The sequence below is a fragment of the Enterovibrio litoreus genome, assembly GCF_045679545.1.
Lineage (GTDB): Bacteria > Pseudomonadota > Gammaproteobacteria > Enterobacterales > Vibrionaceae > Enterovibrio.
On sequence record NZ_CP166195.1, the window covers coordinates 1351699 to 1369097 of the forward strand.

Consider the following 17399-nt stretch of genomic DNA (forward strand, 5'->3'; position numbering starts at 1 on the left):
TGTCATCAGTCGTAGAAAAAATTGTGAACTTGTTCAATTTTTTCTGGCTTTTTTTAGTTTAATAGCGCAGAATTCTGACCCTTATTTGTCGAGGCCCGTAGCGTTAGTTACTGTTGCAGAGAGTAGGACGTCATTGTCGTAAACAATAATGACCCTGCATCAGTAAAATATAACAGTACGAAACCGCTAGCAGGGGCCCCGTTACTTTAGTCTATATATTGGGATCCCAATGCAAGATACCGTTACTGAATTTCGTCAGTTAGATCTGTCTGAAAACCTTCTTTCCGCTTTAGATTCAATCGGCTTTGTTTCACCAACGCCAATCCAAGCGGCTTCGATTCCTCTTCTATTGACTGGTGCTGATGCACTGGGCAAGGCACAAACCGGTACGGGTAAAACCGCAGCGTTCTCACTGCCAGTTCTGAATAAAATCGATCTGAACCAACACAAGCCACAAGCTATTGTTATGGCGCCTACTCGTGAATTGGCCATTCAGGTTGCTGCAGAAGTTAAACTTCTGGGTAAAAACATCGCTGGTCTGAAAGTGCTAGAGATCTACGGTGGAGCTTCTATCGTTGATCAAATGCGTGCACTTCGTTCAGGTGCTCACGTTGTTGTTGGTACGCCTGGTCGTGTTAAAGACCTTATCAACCGTGAGCGTCTACAACTGGACGAAGTGAAAACTTTCGTTCTAGATGAAGCTGACGAAATGTTGAAGATGGGTTTCGTTGACGACGTAACTTGGATCATGGAACAAGCGCCAGAAAGTGCACAACGTGTATTGTTCTCTGCAACCATGCCTCCAATCGTTAAAGAAATCGTTGACCGTTTCCTACGTAACCCTGCACGCATTGACGTTGCTGGTAGCAACCGTACTGTTGAGAAAGTAGAGCAACAATACTGGGTTGTTAAAGGCGTAGAAAAAGACGAAGCAATGTCACGTCTTCTGGAAACTGAAGAAACTGACGCATCAATCGTATTCGTTCGTACCCGTCAGGATACTGAGCGTCTGGCTGATTGGTTGCAAGCGCGTGGCTTTAAAGCTGCTGCCTTGCACGGTGATATCCCTCAGTCACTGCGTGAGCGTACTGTTGATCACATCAAACGTGGTGTTATCGATATTCTGGTTGCAACTGACGTTGTTGCTCGTGGTCTTGATGTTCCACGTATCACGCACGTTTTCAACTACGATATCCCATTCGACGTTGAATCATACATTCACCGTATCGGCCGTACAGGTCGTGCTGGTCGTGCTGGTAAAGCGATTCTGTTGGTTCGTACCAACCAAATCCGCATGCTGCGCACCATTGAGCGTGTCACTTCTACTCGTATGGAAGAAATCCAACTTCCAATGCGTGACAAAGTGGCAGAAGCGCGTCTTGCTGCACTGGCTGCTGACCTGCTTGAGCAGAAAGAGTCTGAAAGCCTAGAAGCGTTTGTTGGTCTTATCGAGAAGCTTCAAGAACAGATCGAAGTTGATACTGTGACGCTTGCTGCGATGCTGCTTCAGCGTCAACAAGGTAAGCGCCCGTTGTTCTACACCGGTCCTGACCCAATGATCTCTGCGATTGAGCGTGAGAACAAACGCCGTGAATCACGTCGTGATGAGCGTCCTCGTGACGGTAGCCGTCCTGAGCGTGGTGCTGATCGTGGTGAGCGTCGTAGCTACAACGCTGCTGATTGGGATACTTACCAATTGCAAGTTGGCCGTGACCAAGGTGTTCAGGTTAAAGATATCGTTGGTGCTATCGCAAACGAACTTGGCCTAGAGAAGCAATTCATCGGTTCTATCAAGTTGGCTACTGGCCACACTTACGTTCAATTGCCGAAGAAAATGCCTAACGAAATCATGGCTCAACTGAAGCAATTGCGTATTCGTCAGAAAGCGACAGATGCACAATTGGTTGAAGGTCACGTGAACATGGAGCCACCACGTCGTCGTACTGGCGGTGATCGCAACGGTGGCGCTAATGCTGGTGGTGCACGTCGTTTTGATGAGCGCGGACCTCGCGGTGGTAACGGTGGCAAACCTTCTGGTGAGCGTCGTTTCAACCGTGACCGTGGTGGTAACGGTCGTCCAGCTGCAGCTCGCACTGACCGTCGTCCAGCAGACGCATAATCTGTTGTGAAATGACCATAGAAAAAGCCGACGAAAGTCGGCTTTTTTGTGCCTGTTATTTTTTAGAATAATAATATACCCGGCAAGACTTTTGAGGTTACATGGGTATCCGCATTAATCAATGAGTTCCAACGATTGGGACGGCTAGTCTCTGACGGTATGACTATATTATTGAAACAGCAAGCCTAAATTGGGAGGGACAAGTGTTTCCCTGCTTGAGGAATGTCTTATGCTGAACATGCAGTATGATAAACGGGTAGTGATCAACACCAATGAACTCAATTGGCAGCCTTCACCCGCACAAGGTGTACTTCGGAAACCTCTGGCACGCGAAGAGGCAGAACGAGGACACGCGACAAGTATCGTAAAATATGCACCTAAGAGTGTTTTCAAGCGCCATGAGCACCCGCTTGGCGAAGAAATACTGGTTCTCGATGGTGTCTTCTCAGATGAATTTGGCGATTATCCTGCCGGAACCTACATACGAAACCCTCCTGGAAGTGCTCACGCGCCATTTAGCGAAGTTGGCTGCACCTTGTTAGTGAAACTGCATCAGTTTTCTGCAAACGACCACCATCAGATACGTATAGACACGGGCGACGAAAAGAAATGGATTGATGGGCAGGGGCGCTTAAAAATGTTGCCACTTCATGAATTCAACGGCGAGCAGGTTGCCATGATACGTTGGCCTGCGGGTCAGCACTTTTTCTCGATCTCTCACTTTTGTGGAGAGGAGATCTTGGTACTAAGTGGAGAGTATCGAGATGAATATGGGAAGTACCCGGCAGGAACCTGGATTCGTAATCCGCACATGTTTGAATACAACCCGTTCGCTGAAGAAGACACTTTGTTGTGGGTGAAAGTTGGCCATCTTCCTTATCCGGGTGCATTGTAGTTTATTACACTTCGAAAGCGCTTTCTTTATGTCTGGCTTGAAAGTGATACAAATGTCTGTCCACCATACCGCTAGTATATTGCTTGAGTGCTTAGCTCTATAGTTCGAGCGCTTTCTTGATTGTGCCTCGGCAACACTAGGATATGACGGACTCGGATGTTTCAGACTCAAAATAAATCGCAGATGCTCTATTTTGATATTGCACCTGTCCCCATGCTGATACTTGATGAGCAGGGCGATATTGTCCATATCAATCGCGAATGCCAAAAACTATTGCGGTTGCCACAAACTCGTCATCACATCGATGACTTTACGTCTTCGGCTGTTTGGCAGGAAATTAAGCAGCACTTTTCGACAACGATCGCTTTCACATCTCCTGAGCCTTTTAGCAAGGTCATCACATTTGGCGCTTCCTCCTGCACTTATACATTGAACGTGAGCGCAGAAATATCTTCGCCTTCACTGACATACATTGCTGCGTTTTCGTTGAATCAAGAAGCCGTTAATATCGGGGGTTTTTCAATAGATAGACTGCCGTGCGGAATGGCTGTTGTTGACGCCGATGGTTATTTTCTCGATGTTAATAGCGCGTTTTACTCATTGCTTGGTTACGACACAGAAGAATTAAAAACGAAGACAGACTTCGAACTGACTTATTCCTCAGATGCCAACTGCGAGCACCCCCTAAGACAGCGCTTAGCGTTGCATGGGGCGGGGGGAGGCCACTATCACGTCGATAAAAGATACATTCATAAGCATGGACATCAACTGTGGGTAAGAACGTTTGTTTCTGCTGTAGAAGATGATCATACCGGCAGCGTTTGTTTTATTATCTCTGTGTTTGATATTCATGAAGAGAAACAACTTCAAGACGTGATTGCGACTTCTGAACGACGATTCCGCGTAATTGCAGAAAATGTCAGCTCTGTTGTTTGGATATCGGGTGCTGATCCGATGCGGCTTTTCTACGTGAACAAATGCTACGAAACGGTGTGGGAAGAACCCTCAGAGTCACTTTATGGAGATCCTCGCGCGTTCTTGAACAAAATTCATCCATCGGAAAGAGAGATTGCTGCGGAGACCAGATTTTCTTCGTCTACGGACTCGTGGTTTATGAACTACCGTTTATTGTTCCCAGATGGCCGAATCAAGCACATCCGTGATAGCGGACATTGTGTATTCGATGGCAATGATGAGCTGATCTATCGTGTTGGCACGCTAACCGATATTACGGCGGAAATTGTCCAACGGGACACCGTGGTAAACATGGCTCAGAAGCTGCGTCAATTGGTGGAGTATGACTCCCTGACGGGGATTAAATCACGCCATGCGATCATGAATGACATTCGAGAAACGTATGAGACCTTCTCGATGACGGGAGATCCCTCTCTGCTTGTCTATATTGATGCGGATGGATTCAAAGGGATCAACGATACGTTTGGCCATGACGTGGGTGATCAAGTATTGGTTAAGATTGCCGAGCATCTAACCCGTAATATCCGTGATTCAGATGTGGCCGGACGAATAGGCGGCGATGAATTTGTTGTACTTTTTCGCCATACCGCCAAATCAGAAGTGCCTCAAATATTAGAAAGGCTTTGTCAGGATATCAATAGTGAAGGATTACCTAACAACATTACGGTGACCTTGAGCTTAGGTGAGAAAGAACTCACTCCAGATGTATTGTCTGCAGAACAATGGCTTAGTGATGCAGACCAAACTATGTATCAAAATAAACGTAGAAAGAAGCAAGCACAAAGCCATCAAATCAGTACTTTGTGACAAGTCAAGTACTAGCACTTTAAGCTGATACAGTTCAGTTGTTGTTAAAATGAGACACATCTCTGTATTGCATCGGCGTATTCTCTTAGTTGAATAACAGGGGGATTGGTCATGCAGAGCGTTGTTGAAGTATTTGGTACCGCATTAGCCAGCTATTACAACGGCAATAAATCAGGGAAACTCATTGTAAGGGAAAGCAATGGAACGTCAGTGATACCGACGTCCGACTTTTTCCGTCGCCCTGAGGATGTTGCTACAGATAGGATTGCACTTTCGTATTGTCGACGAAGTGTTTTAAACATTGGGGCGAGTGGTGGTGAGCATTCACTGTTTCTGGTCGCGAAAGGAATCAAAGTCATTTCTGTCGACAGCTCTCCGATTGCGTGTGCCATCATGCATCAGCGTGGGGTGCCGTCAGTTATCTGTGGTCATTTGTTTGATCAGCACCCGATGTTTGACCGCACTTTTACGTGGTTGGCGCTGCGTGGCGTGATAGGGCAACTGGGTAATATTAGAAACTTTTTCCACTTCCTTGATTTGGCGCATCGGAATCTCTATCCCGGTGGGCGCTTAATCCTCAGTTCTGAAAACCTCAAATATGAAGGCTATCGAACACGTCATTTAACCTTTGAGTTCGATGGTAGAGTGAGTGAAGAAGTGCCGTGGTTTGACGTCGGCATGTCGACGTTGCGACGCGTTGCGGAAAGTAAGAACTTCAATTGTCGCGTTGTCTATTGTGATGACAGCAATAAGTACGTGGCGTTACTGACCAAGAAATAGAAACGCGGCATCGTCATTTCTATGGTTGTACGAACAACAATTTGCATGAGAAAAATGACAGGTATTAGACAGAAAAATGGGGCTGTTTACAGCCCCATTATTTTTGAATATTTTTCTACGCAATCAACGAAATGTGCGCGCTCGTTTTCATCGCTCAATGCTTGTGCTTGCTGCGCAAAGGTACTTCTCTCTGCTAACGCATTTTTCACCTGCCAAACCGCGAAAGATGCCTGTTTGTCTAATTCGATTTTTTGTTTTTCATCTGCTGGGAGCAGGGCTAGGTTATAGCTCATGGTAAATCTCGTAGTCTGATTAACGGCGCTACCATATCGAAGAGTGTGGAGTGAGACAAGTGCTTACGCAGCCCTTACGATTAACTGACAAAGAAAATGCCTGATTCCTTACTATAACGCTATCGATTTGGTAGGTAGCAGAGGGGAATAATGGAATTTACCTATCACGACAGGCAAACACTTTACGATGCGTGGATGTCTTATAAAGCAAAATTGCGTATCACGCAGATTGATATGGCGAAGCGATTGGGCGTCAGTCAACTTGAGTTATCGAAAGCACTGCGTGGTGATGTTCCAATGGAACAGAGTTTCGTTTTTCGTTTGTGTAAAGAGATTGGCTTAGATCCTCATCAGGCATTGCCCAGCTTGAGAAGTCGCAGTGAAAACATGTCTGGAGGAAGTGTGACAGTGAGAACATCTTTAACCGTGGATGGTAAAGTCACCAAGGTTGAATATTCAGACAATCAGGTATTCATTGAGTTTCTGAAAGAGACATAAGAAAAGCCATCCCGTGAAATGATTCATTGAGGATGGCTTTTTTGATCATGCTTTTTAAAGCCGACATGTATACCCAAGCATCTTGAGCTTGTTTAGGTATAAGCGTCATCAATTCCGTTTTTATCGGCGTGACTTACCTAAGTGTCATCAAGATGCTTGTACCGCAATAAATGCAGGGCGTTTACTTAATTTCTGCTGCCAAGCGAGAATGGAAGGCAGTGATTCATCAATATGAATGTCCATATTTTTAATGAAACCACACATCACATATGCGGTAATATCGGCCACTGAAAAACGATCGCCTGCCAGGTAAGGGGATTGTGCTAAGCGATTTTCCATTAGCGGTAAAAACTCGATAACGCGTTGTTTTGATTCCTCTCCCCATGCATCGACACAGCGCTCTCTGTCGTTGTAGATACCAGTAAGGTTGCGAAATGCTTGAAACGCAGTAAATAGCCCTTGCAGCTCAGCAATACGATTCCACATTTCGACTTGACCAATAGTCACTGCACTATCTCCAAAAAGGGCGTGATCAGTGGGAAATGCCACGTCGAGATACCTGCAGATCGCGATGGATTCACACAGGGTTGTGCCATCATCAAGTTCAAGCGCGGGGATCCTGCCAGTTACGCTGATCGCTTTGAACGCATCGGAGATGTTTTCTCCGCCACGAATGTCGACGTCAACTCTTGGGATCTCGATGCCCTTTTCTGCCATAAACAGGCTAACGCGTCGTGCACTCGGTGCAGGACCTTTTTCATATAATTTCATAACAACTCCATGTTTTTGGGCTGACACTAAGTTTAAGCTAAAGGCAGCCAAACGGTAACAACAACACCATCGCCGCTTGCACGGTTGGCAATAGCAAGTTCACCGCCGTGAAACTCTGCCACTAAGCGAGCAATATACAATCCTAGCCCCAAGTGGGGTTTGTCGGATTTTTGCTTTTCATCCCGTACAGAGACCATGGAAGCCAATAATTGATTTCCCATATTTTCTGGTAATTTAGGGCCAAGGTTTGAAACCGTGATCTGAGCCTGCTTATCATCTTGTGTCAGTTGAATATCAATAGCAGTTTCGGGTGTGTGAAATTCCACGGCGTTTGCGATTAATTTATCGAGCAACTGCGCAATGTATTCGGGTACACCGACCATGTCATAGTGTCCATTATTCATGATCAGTGTGAAGGATTGCGTAGAATACGCGTATTCGTATCCTTGGACGCAACCTGAGACCACTTTGTCGAGTGGGAAATGGGTTTTCTCTGCATGTTCAAAACTCTGTTCAAGCCTCGTGGCTTCGGTCATGCTAGTTAAAATAGTCGCAAGTCGAGCAACGCCTTCTTGAGCGCGATCGATGTAACGATGCTGGTCGGCATCTGCGGTAACAAATGCAAGATTCTCTAACGATGAACGAACAACAGCGACAGGCGTTCTCAATTCGTGAGAGAGGCTTGAAGACATTTTCTCCAAGTAGCTGTTGTAGTCAGACAGGCGCGTCACCATGGTAGACATGGTGCGAGAGAGATCGCCGATTTCGTCTCTGCTTTCAGCGGGTTCGAGCTGGTGTCTCACTCGGCCTTGTGGGTCAATAGCGCTTTCCGCATCATCACGTAATTTGCGCACACGCTTTGATATGTGCGAACCAAATAAGAGAAGCACCACCACGCCAATAATAATCACCGCAAGCAGCACATTGAACAGTTGCTCAAGCGCTTTGTTTCGCAATGTTGTAATACCATTCGTTGTTTCTTCAACCACCACAGCACCCACAATATCGCCATTGACTTTAATGGGGTAGGCGGCAGACAAAATCATCGCCCCTTGATCGGGGGTGATACGCCAATTGGCATAGGGTCTACCAATCAAGGCTTGCTGAACTTCGACCCCTCTTACGACGGCGGCGTGCTGCATGGCATCGACAATCTTTTCGGGTGGCCGATCAAGTAATTGATAGTAAAAAGGGTTGAGGATGTTGGTTTGTATCCAGCCCATGATGCCGGAGGGCGGGTCTTGGTATTTGATCGTCGTTTCCCACACCCCGTTGGCGGATTGCAAATCACCGGTTTTGGCCAGAACGCGCCCGTGTTTATCAACCACCCAAACTCTTGAGTTACCGTCGTTGATCTTGGTTAATACACGCTCAAGATCAGGCGAAGGCACAAGCAGCGTGCCGAGCGTCTCTGCGTTGCGAGAATTCGAAGTAGTGAGGATCGTTTCGACGTCACGGTTAAATGGGTCTTTAACGTTGTAGTAAGTTATACCGAGTTTTTCGCCCACGAGCCAATCAGGTATGGCGAGCTCGATGACATAGCCTTGCGCCGTTTCTTGCCACCAGCCACGAATGACTTCTGAGGGAAAGTTGTGCCCAGTGTCTGAAATTGTGGTTTCGATTAGAGACACATCAGCAGGCCCGCTTTTAGTGGCGAAGATCGCATAGCGTTTGAGTTCACCATTCGGTGTGGTTAACGAGAGAACAATATGGTCATTTCGGTCGATGCGATGAGTGTTATCACGTTTTAATATTGGGGATTTGTCGATGACATCGATCATGGCAAAGATCTCATCACCATCGCTGGCAAGAATAAGATCGAAATTGAGATCTTCTGACTGATAAGGAGATCGGCTAAAGATAACATCGCTATCGCTGTAGCGTGTCCGATGGGAATTGTATCGCTCCCAGTCAAGCGTTGAGCCATCAATGTCTATCGGGGTCTGTAACGCGACGGCGTACAGGTCTTTGCCTTTTTCCAAGCGGGGCTTAGTGGCTAACTGGCGTTCAAAAAGCTCAGGCTGCTGATTGAGTGACATAGAAAACGCACGCGCAGAGCCCATGAGCGTTTGTTCTTGCCCTTGTCGTAAAACGTTTTCCAATTCCCACACATAGTTGTAACCAATAAAGGGAAGCAGTAAAAGCAAACCTGACAGCAGTACAACTTTGGTGCGAATACCCGCTACCCAGCGCCAGACTGGCTCAAAAACGCGTTTCATTTGCTGCTATCCCAGCGATAGCCCATGCCATAAACCGTATCGATATAATCAAATTCAGCATCAAGAGCGATAAACTTCTTTCTAATACGCTTGATGTGGGAAGTAATGGTGCTGTCATCCACCACCACATGCGCCTCGTGCATCAGATCTTGGCGACTGCGCACATGCCCCGGACGTTTTGCCATGGCATGAACTAGCCAAAACTCGGTCACGGTGAGGTCTACCGTCTGTTCGCCCCACTTGACCTGCATACGATTGAGATCAAGCGTTAGCTGTCCCCGCTCAAGCAAAGACTCTGTGTCAGTCGCTGCGAGGCTTAAAAGTTCACTGCGGCGAAAAAGCGCGGCAATGCGTGCCATGAGGTGGGGCAAACTAATGTCTTTGGTTAAGTAGTCATCCGCGCCCATCCGAAGACCAACGACAGTATCAATATCACTGTCACGTGCGGTCAGAAAAATCACGGGTAAGGTGGCTGACATAGCACGAACAGTCTGGCATAGCTGAAAACCGCCATCAATTTCATGGGCAAGACCAATATCAATGATCGCCAGATCGGGCAAACGTTGTTTAAAGCCATCTTCGGCATCTTGGCGATTGGCATAGGTTGAGACGGCATATCCTTGCTTTCTCAACACATCAGCATAGTTTTCACGGATGGCGGGTTCGTCTTCTACGATGGCAATACGTTTCATTTTTACTCAGATAATCAACCACAAGATGATTTGACTATACCCGAAAATACACGGGGTAAAAGGGCAGAAAAGCGATTCGAGGCAAAAGCCATATTTTTGCCACATTTGCTCGTTACATTGCCATTTTTGCTCCCAGTCAGTGCCATTTTGCCTTGTTTTAATGACCTCATCGAAACAACAAACGGGTTTATACCCAATCCCTACTTAGGATGAGGAAAACACAATGAAAAAATTCAACAAGACACTGGTAACGATTTCTCTGGTTATTCCAATGGCGGTTTCTACTGTTTATGCAGGCGAGCAAGCGGTGAATGCTGAACGTGACACCACGGTAGAAATGATGGGTTTTGGTGGTGGAGCTGCATTTGGCGCGGTGATTGGTGGGCCAGTCGGTGCAGTTGCTGGTGCACTGGTGGGTGGGTTGATTGGTCAAATTGCCAGTTCCGATAAGCAAAATGCTGCGCAGGAGCAAATCATCGCAGATATTCAAGACGAAAACGTGCAGCTCACCACGTACCGAGATAGGTATGTGCAAAATGAACTCGAGTTGGCGAACCTAAAAGCGGCAATAAAAGACAAAGAGGTCAATCTAGATCTGGCGATGGATATTCAATTTCGAACCAACTCGGCCGAGATCGAGCCGCATTTCAAACAACAGCTAAATGAAGTGGCTGAATGGATGCGCAGTCAACCAGGCGTACGTTGGGATTTGGAAGGGCACGCTGATGTCCGTGGTAATTCAGAATACAATTTGCAGCTTTCACAACAGCGTTCTCAAGCCGTATTTGACTACTTGATTGAGCAAGGTGTCACCCCTGAGCAATTGCTTCAAACCGCTTACGGAAATCAGCTGGCCATTGAAACCGAAGGCGATCGTGAAGGCTATTTTTTCGACCGTCGTGTGAGCTTACGCTCGGTGTCCGCCAGTCAAGCAACAGCAAACAATTAAAGGCGCAGTTATGATTATTCGTCCTGCCACCTTGGAAGACGCGGAGCGCATTAATGCGCTCTGCCGATCTCTCGGATATCACGCTGATCTCGACCAAACAGCAGTACAGCTTGAACGGATCATGAAGCAAGAAAGAGATACATTGTTTGTCGCAGAGATATGCGATTTAGTGGTTGGTTTTATCACCTTACATACAGTAGATGTCGTCCATGATGATATGCCATGGGGAAGAATTTCCGCCATCGTGGTGGATGATAACTTCCGTGACATGAGCATAGGCAAACAATTGCTCGATCATGCGGAGCAATACCTCAAGCATCGGCGTTGTATGCGCATTGAAGTCACCAGTCATATCAGTAGAGAAGAAGCACATGGTTTTTATCTGCATCTTGGTTATCGTATAACACCAATGCGCTTTATAAAGCTATTGGCTCATCGTGTACTGGTGGCTGCATCTTGAGGTTCTTTGGGTATATTCGCCGCCATCGCTTGTTCGTGGTTGAGCAACCAAGCTTTGGCGTCGAGCCCTCCCGCATATCCCGTGAGTTTACCGCTTTTTCCAATCACACGATGGCAAGGCACGATGATCGCAATGGGGTTTTGACCATTGGCGGCCCCTACGGCCCGAGAAGCTGAAGGCTTACCAATGTCAGCCGCGAGATCCCCATAGCAACGCGTTTCACCTGCCGGAATGGTTTGTAACGCCGCCCAGACTTGCTGTTGAAATACTGTTCCTAATAAATCTAACGACACTGAAAACTCAACATGTTCTCCCGCAAAGTAACGGTCCAATTGTTCAATCACATCATTGAAAGGCACACGTGTCGTTATCTCGTGTTCAGAAACTGGAATGTCATATTTGTAGGTGGGTAAAGATAACGACGTCAGACCTTTTTCTGATGCGGTCAGCGTGATGACACCCAGCGGTGAATCGTAGTGGTAGCGATACTGTTTCATCATAAGTCCTTATGTTCTTCATGCCTGCGAAAGGGGACGATTGAATGCGGGGTCTGCTGCTCATAGGTTTGACGCAATGCAACATAACTTCGCCAAGGAGCACCTTGGTGTGAATCGGCAATTAATCCTTCCGACGTATTGAGTAGGCCTGCAAGATCAGGTGAACCCGCACCGCGGAGACAGGCGTAGTCAAACTGTGTCGTGCTGAGTGGAGGCGTTCTGTTATCTCGAGTATTAATATTATTTGTGTTGTGATCGCCATGGTCTTGTGTAGTTTGTCCTAAGAGACAAAATTTAGCCCATGCTGACAACATCTGCTTCATGACATCCGGTAGTGTTGATGATTCAACATCCGATAGCCATGCTTCAGCGTTTGGAAAATAGGCGGTATGGGTAGTTACATCACGGATCAACAACCGTTCAATCGATGGCTTTAGCACCTCTGAGCTTTGTATTAATTCATCACACTTCGATTTACCCAGCATCGACTCAGCAAGCATCGATTCGCCAAAGATCGCGCGCACACCTGCTTCGAACATATCCCATGTGCCAGGAATGCGTGTTCCACTCAACAAAGCGTGGTTGGGATCTTCACCCATCGCTTGAGTCATTCCATCTGGGTTAGCATCGAGATCTAAGAGTTTGCGGATTCGATTGAGAATCGGATACAAATGCTTGGGCTCAGCCAATTGGATCTCAACCCGAAATCGGTTTCTGTCTGGTTCACACGTTGCCGTAAATTGGCCTTTCTCAATCCCATGAAGGAAGGTTCTCCCATAACTTATTTCACTCAGCCATTCGACATTGGGAATGAGTCTTGCTTCCACAAACGCATGAAATTGCAGCCAATCATAAGGCGGGCGATAACTGAGGGTGACGAAGAGTGAATTGGACGGTGATGTTCTCTTTCCTCGCACTTGGCTAGGAGACAGAGCGAGTTGTCGCTGAAAGCAATCGTTAAAGCGCCGCACACTGTTAAAGCCAGAAGCAAAAGCAATGTCAGCGATAGATAAGGTGGTTTCATGGAGCAGTTTCTTAGCGAATAGAATTTGCTGATACTGTGCAAATTGCTTTGGGGAGCAGCCTAAAGATTCAGTGAATAACTTTCTTACGTAACGATCCGTAACGCCTAATCTTTCTGCCAAATCGGGAATGCTATTTTCCTGTAAATAGCCATCCTGAATGAGTTCAAGCGCACGTTTTAAGGTGGTTTTCTTGCCTAGCCATGCGGGTGAGCCTGGTGCGCTATCGGGTCGACAACGTAAACAAGGACGAAACCCCTGGGAGGCCGCTTCATATGCGCTTGAAAAGTAACGTACGTTCTCTTCTTTTGGTGGCGGAGCAGGGCAAATGGAACGGCAATAGATACCCGTAGTCAGCACTGCGGTGTAAAACAGCCCATCAAAACGCGCATCACGCGAAAGCCGTGCTTGTTGGAAGAGTGAAGGGTTTGTATCCATGACGTTCTACACCGTTAGTCTATCTGATGTCACTTTAGCATTTGTTGGGGGCTTGATTCGCCAGAATCGGAACTGAATAGTAAAAGGTAAAATATGAAGCGCATGCCCAAGCATCTTGAGTTTGTTTAGGTATATAGCGAAGCGAGGAAATGAAAGCGCGAGAAACTGGAAGCAGTCGAGCAGTGGAGGGGGAAGTGAAACAGAAAAGAAAACAGGCTGCTTGATTGCAGCCTGTTATCGTCGTTACTTGTTCAAGTACGCACACGCAGTGGTAAACGCCAGTTCTTGGAACTGCTTTAGGCCCACTTCTTTTAGTGAAACCATTACTGGGCTGCGTTTTAGTGATTCTTTCATGGCTGAAGATGAAAACACCTCACAGTCCATGCCTTGAATAAGCTGAAGCGCCGCTTCTAACTTGAAGCCAATTGCACTACCCGCAAATTTGCCTTTCATTGGGCGTTCACGGATAACAATCTTGTCTACTTTGTAGTCAGTCATCAGCTGCGCGAATTGCTTTTGGAAGTGACGGATTTGTTCAGTGCTTGATCCATCAGTGATGGTAAATTTACGTGCACGACAATCAGGCACATCGAACAGTCCTTCTTTAAGTTCCAACAGACAGATGTTCGCCTCATTGCTTTTAAAATCGACAGCACAAATTCGCATTTTTCTTATTCCACGAGTTAATGAACCAAGCATTATAGGCAATAGTGGGTCACGGGTCATGGAGAAAGATGGTAACTCTGGCTGAATGCTGCTGTTTAAGGCAAAAAAATGTGAGTTTTCGTATTCTCAGAAGAAAATTTAGGAGGGATTATCGAAATTCGCTGAAATTGGTTTTGAGTTTTGCTTCCGTCAAACCCCGAACGATCTTCAAATCAGGGCGCTTTCTCATGTCAATGTACTCAACTTCGCGAAAAGCATCTGTGCGTGCAGAGTAGAAAAGCTTTACGGTCGGCGTCATGAGATCTTCTGGATTTTCTTTGCACACTAAACCGACACGACCATTACTTAGTTCAACGACAGAGCCGACAGGGTAAAACCCAATACATCGGATAAATTTCTTGAGCAAATCGGCGTCAAGATGAAAGGGCGTTAAACCTATCATGATTTTAAACGCTTCAGAGGGAGAAAGTGCGGGTTTATAGCAGCGCTCAGCAGTCAGTGCATCGTAGATATCAACAATACAAGACATCCGGCCAATGAGGGGAAGCTCATCACCTTTCAGGCCATTTGGATAACCATTCCCGTCGATCTTCTCGTGATGCATTAAACTCACGTTTTTACTGATTGTCGGCAGGTCTGTCATGTTATCGAGCACGGGTTGAGAAAGCGTTTGATGTTCTTTCATGTGCACAAACTCTTCGTCAGTAAGCTTACCCGGTTTGTTTAGCACTTCATCTCGAACCAAAATCTTGCCGATGTCATGAACCAAGCCACCCACAGCTAAATCTTCGAGGGTTGCTCGGTCTAGTTCCAAAAAGCGCCCAAAATTCACCAAATGAAAAGCAACGTTCATGGAGTGTTCAAGCAGATATGCGCTTTTCTCACGAATACCACTTATCCAAAGCACAGCTTCTCGGCGCTCAAAAATATTTTCCACGATGTCGGCGCTGATTTCTTTTACTGGCTCGATATCGACTGGCTTATTTTCGTAGACATCCCTAAGCAATTTGCTGAGCTGTTTTTTAGATTTATCGACGAGCTCTTTGGCTATTGCAAACTCATCGTTGCCAGTTATTGAGGAGTGTTTGCCGACTTTGGTTTCTTTGTAACGAATATCTTCGTCCGATGTAATCTGATCGGCATCGATGTAAACGAACATCACGCCCTTTGCGCGCAGGTTATCGATGGTGTCCTGTCTTCGGATAAAGCCCGGTTTTTTCATTTTGGTACGTGCACTTTGAGATTCGATCTGCTCGACATACATTCCAATCTCAACGTTATCAATGTCGACTTTTTGCAGCATTGATGTGGGCTCCGTATCAATGTTCTAATCGTTGTTGTTCAAAGGTGAAAAAGACCAATGTTTAAAGCGTGGCAGATGATGATGAACAAAAATTGCTTCTAATGATGAGTATAACTATATACAAAATACGAGAATTTGGTTCAATTAAGAGACAAAATGCTCTTTTTTGCAGGGTATTAGCAGTACAGCATTCTGAAAAACGGTGTTTCAATGGTCTAATACACACTCGATAGGTTCATGATAACAAGTGGCTTTTGAACAAAACACGGCTATGTCGCGAATGCCAGCACAATGAAGATTCATGACGCCTTTCTAAAGGGTCACCGTATTCTAAGTGAAGTGATTCAAAAGCAAAGTACGAGTTGATATGACACGACAAATTAATGTGAGCAATCTCACGTATTTGGTTTGATTCGTGTTCATAGTCTCTATAGAGTGCGTGTTCGATTTGGCGCAGTGGTCGCCTTTTTTTGATTTTTGGGCTTAATCAATGCGAACACTTAAAACCGCAACTCACCCAGACGTGCACACGCTTGAAGACAAATCTGTGTTTCATCGACTCGCCTCAAGAGCGATTGTCGTTCGTGGCACTGACATTTTGTTGCTGTTTACTGAGCGATACCACGATTATTCTTTGCCGGGGGGTGGCGTTGACTCAGGCGAGAATGAAGTTGATGGTCTAATCCGTGAATTGAAAGAAGAAACAGGCGCTCAGAACGTTCGCAATATTCGTCCTTTTGGTGCTTATGAAGAATTTCGACCATGGCACAAACCGGATTACGACGTCATGCACATGGTGTCTAAGTGCTTTTGGTGTGATATTGATGAAGAGCTTGGTGAGGTGTCGCTAGAGGACTATGAAGTTAAAAACGGCATGCGTCCTGTTTGGGTGAATATTCATGAAGCGATAACCCATAACAAGGAAACGATGGCGAAAAGCGATAAGCAGGGGCTGTCGGTTGAACGTGAAACATTTTTGCTAGAACGTATTGCTCGCGAGATTGCGTGCTAACACGATCAAAAAGGCTGGGAGACCCAGCCTAAATCGTTACCACATGCGTGGGCAACTAGTAGCGATAGAAAAGCGTAAAGCTACCATAGCCATGCACATCAAGACGCGATGTCTCAAACTGCTTGCTATATCCAGTCACAGAAGCCACTGCTCCCCATTGTTGCGAATACCAAGAAAAACCGCCCGAGATAGCAGCCTGATTGGTCTCAATACTCAATTCATCATTTTCTGGCGGCTTATCACCTTCAATGGTGATATCGCTAAAGCGATAGCGAGCCTCAACCGTTGTGAAGAAGAAAAAGCCATTGTTACTGTGGCTCAGCATGCCGATATCTACTGCGTTTTGTGCGATGACAGAGGTCGATCCAAAAGTATTCCCAAGGTCCAAACCGATGCGATAGGTGCCACCCACTGCAACCTCGCTTTGAAAGTTACCGCCTTGACCTCGGCCAAACACACTGAATTCACCAATATGGCTGCGCGAAACCAATTGGTGTGCTTCAACGGCGACTTGATAGACGAATTCGTCTTCAATTTGGTACTCCCAACCTTGAGGGTCGGTCGAGCCGACTGTTTTGTGCACAAATGATTGAGCGGAGTCTGCTGCAGAGCTAGGGCCAACAGTGCCTAGCATCAAGCTGCTTTTGTAGGCCGTCCTGTCAGTTTGGTGATACGCCCGACCTTGCGCATAGAGTAAACCAGCGTATGGACGTTCATTTGGTTGTGGCGTTTTGAACTCAATGTCCGTTGGCGTCCACATCTGGGACGCGATTTCGACACTATAGCCGATTGTTGCCGGATCTGATGACCAACGCAGTCCGAGGCCACTGGTGTAGTCTCTGTCCGTGCCCAGTGCGCCATCGTTATCAAAAGTTAAAGAAATGCTGGCCGCATGAACTGAAAAGCTAAGCAAAGGGGCTGCTACGATCGCAGCACCTAAAATTCGGCGTGATAACATAAAATCCTTATTGTCGTGTTGGCGGAAGTAATACCGTCAATTTAG

General features: G+C 46.4%; 17 protein-coding genes. 8 read left to right on the plus strand and 9 right to left on the minus strand.

Annotated features, from left to right (window positions below; translation table 11 throughout):
• Positions 1–229 precede the first annotated feature (229 nt).
• The 4 genes from AB8599_RS21420 to AB8599_RS21435 all read left to right on the plus strand — a co-directional run bounded on the left by AB8599_RS21420 (position 230) and on the right by AB8599_RS21435 (position 5576).
• Positions 230–2119: a DEAD/DEAH box helicase gene (locus tag AB8599_RS21420; RefSeq protein ID WP_407333753.1), complete on the plus strand. Its 1890-nt coding sequence runs from the start codon at positions 230–232 to the stop codon at positions 2117–2119.
• 229 nt (positions 2120–2348) lie between these two features.
• Positions 2349–3014: a cupin domain-containing protein gene (locus AB8599_RS21425; protein WP_407333754.1), complete on the plus strand. Its 666-nt coding sequence runs from the start codon at positions 2349–2351 to the stop codon at positions 3012–3014.
• Positions 3015–3170: 156 nt separating this feature from the next.
• A complete protein-coding gene (locus tag AB8599_RS21430; RefSeq protein ID WP_407333755.1) occupies positions 3171–4796 on the plus strand; it encodes a diguanylate cyclase in 1626 nt (541 codons plus the stop codon).
• A gap of 111 nt (positions 4797–4907) precedes the next feature.
• The gene (locus tag AB8599_RS21435; RefSeq protein ID WP_407333756.1) at positions 4908–5576 is read left to right on the plus strand and encodes an SAM-dependent methyltransferase; all 669 of its coding nucleotides are present in this window, start codon (positions 4908–4910) and stop codon (positions 5574–5576) included.
• An 86-nt stretch (positions 5577–5662) separates the two neighbouring features.
• Here the strand turns inward: AB8599_RS21435 and AB8599_RS21440 are convergent, their stop codons facing one another.
• Complete coding sequence (locus AB8599_RS21440; protein WP_407333757.1) at positions 5663–5869, minus strand: DUF3283 family protein; 207 nt, start codon at positions 5867–5869, stop codon at positions 5663–5665.
• A gap of 150 nt (positions 5870–6019) precedes the next feature.
• Here AB8599_RS21440 and AB8599_RS21445 point away from each other — a divergent pair, with 150 nt between their 5' ends.
• Positions 6020–6367, plus strand: coding sequence for a helix-turn-helix domain-containing protein (locus AB8599_RS21445; RefSeq protein WP_407333758.1), 348 nt, complete (start codon positions 6020–6022; stop codon positions 6365–6367).
• Between the two features lie 147 nt (positions 6368–6514).
• Here the strand turns inward: AB8599_RS21445 and AB8599_RS21450 are convergent, their stop codons facing one another.
• The 3 genes from AB8599_RS21450 to pdsR are packed head-to-tail and all read right to left on the minus strand — an operon-like array spanning position 6515 to position 10049.
• Positions 6515–7138 (minus strand): glutathione S-transferase family protein, encoded by a 624-nt coding sequence (locus AB8599_RS21450; protein ID WP_407333759.1) that lies wholly within the window; start codon positions 7136–7138, stop codon positions 6515–6517.
• Between the two features lie 32 nt (positions 7139–7170).
• Positions 7171–9357 (minus strand): proteobacterial dedicated sortase system histidine kinase, encoded by a 2187-nt coding sequence (pdsS, locus tag AB8599_RS21455; protein WP_407333760.1) that lies wholly within the window; start codon positions 9355–9357, stop codon positions 7171–7173.
• A complete protein-coding gene (gene pdsR, locus AB8599_RS21460) occupies positions 9354–10049 on the minus strand; it encodes a proteobacterial dedicated sortase system response regulator (RefSeq protein WP_407333761.1) in 696 nt (231 codons plus the stop codon). The genes pdsS and pdsR overlap by 4 nt, the downstream gene beginning before the upstream one ends.
• Positions 10050–10272: 223 nt before the next feature.
• Here pdsR and pdsO point away from each other — a divergent pair, with 223 nt between their 5' ends.
• Both pdsO and AB8599_RS21470 read left to right on the plus strand, forming a co-directional pair.
• A complete protein-coding gene (gene pdsO, locus AB8599_RS21465) occupies positions 10273–10998 on the plus strand; it encodes a sortase-associated OmpA-like protein PdsO (RefSeq protein WP_407333762.1) in 726 nt (241 codons plus the stop codon).
• 10 nt (positions 10999–11008) lie between these two features.
• Positions 11009–11458, plus strand: a complete 450-nt coding sequence (locus tag AB8599_RS21470) for a GNAT family N-acetyltransferase (RefSeq protein ID WP_407333763.1) — start codon at positions 11009–11011, stop codon at positions 11456–11458.
• On the opposite strand, the gene AB8599_RS21475 is transcribed toward AB8599_RS21470, so the two are convergent.
• The 4 genes from AB8599_RS21475 to AB8599_RS21490 form a co-directional block, all read right to left on the minus strand.
• Positions 11431–11955 carry a methylated-DNA--[protein]-cysteine S-methyltransferase gene (locus AB8599_RS21475; RefSeq protein ID WP_407333764.1) on the minus strand — a complete coding sequence of 175 codons (525 nt, stop codon included), beginning with the start codon at positions 11953–11955 and terminating at the stop codon, positions 11431–11433. The genes AB8599_RS21470 and AB8599_RS21475 overlap by 28 nt on opposite strands.
• Positions 11955–13415, minus strand: a complete 1461-nt coding sequence (locus AB8599_RS21480) for a bifunctional transcriptional activator/DNA repair enzyme AdaA (RefSeq protein WP_407333765.1) — start codon at positions 13413–13415, stop codon at positions 11955–11957. The genes AB8599_RS21475 and AB8599_RS21480 overlap by 1 nt, the downstream gene beginning before the upstream one ends.
• A 243-nt stretch (positions 13416–13658) precedes the next feature.
• Positions 13659–14081: a DUF3010 family protein gene (locus tag AB8599_RS21485; RefSeq protein ID WP_407333766.1), complete on the minus strand. Its 423-nt coding sequence runs from the start codon at positions 14079–14081 to the stop codon at positions 13659–13661.
• Positions 14082–14229: 148 nt separating this feature from the next.
• Complete coding sequence (locus AB8599_RS21490) at positions 14230–15384, minus strand: HD-GYP domain-containing protein (RefSeq protein ID WP_407333767.1); 1155 nt, start codon at positions 15382–15384, stop codon at positions 14230–14232.
• A gap of 490 nt (positions 15385–15874) precedes the next feature.
• On the opposite strand from AB8599_RS21490, the gene AB8599_RS21495 reads away from it, so the two are divergent.
• The gene (locus AB8599_RS21495) at positions 15875–16396 is read left to right on the plus strand and encodes an NUDIX domain-containing protein (protein WP_407333768.1); all 522 of its coding nucleotides are present in this window, start codon (positions 15875–15877) and stop codon (positions 16394–16396) included.
• 55 nt (positions 16397–16451) lie between these two features.
• Here AB8599_RS21495 and AB8599_RS21500 read toward each other — a convergent pair whose 3' ends face one another.
• Complete coding sequence (locus tag AB8599_RS21500; RefSeq protein WP_407333769.1) at positions 16452–17354, minus strand: lipid A deacylase LpxR family protein; 903 nt, start codon at positions 17352–17354, stop codon at positions 16452–16454.
• Positions 17355–17399 lie beyond the last annotated feature (45 nt).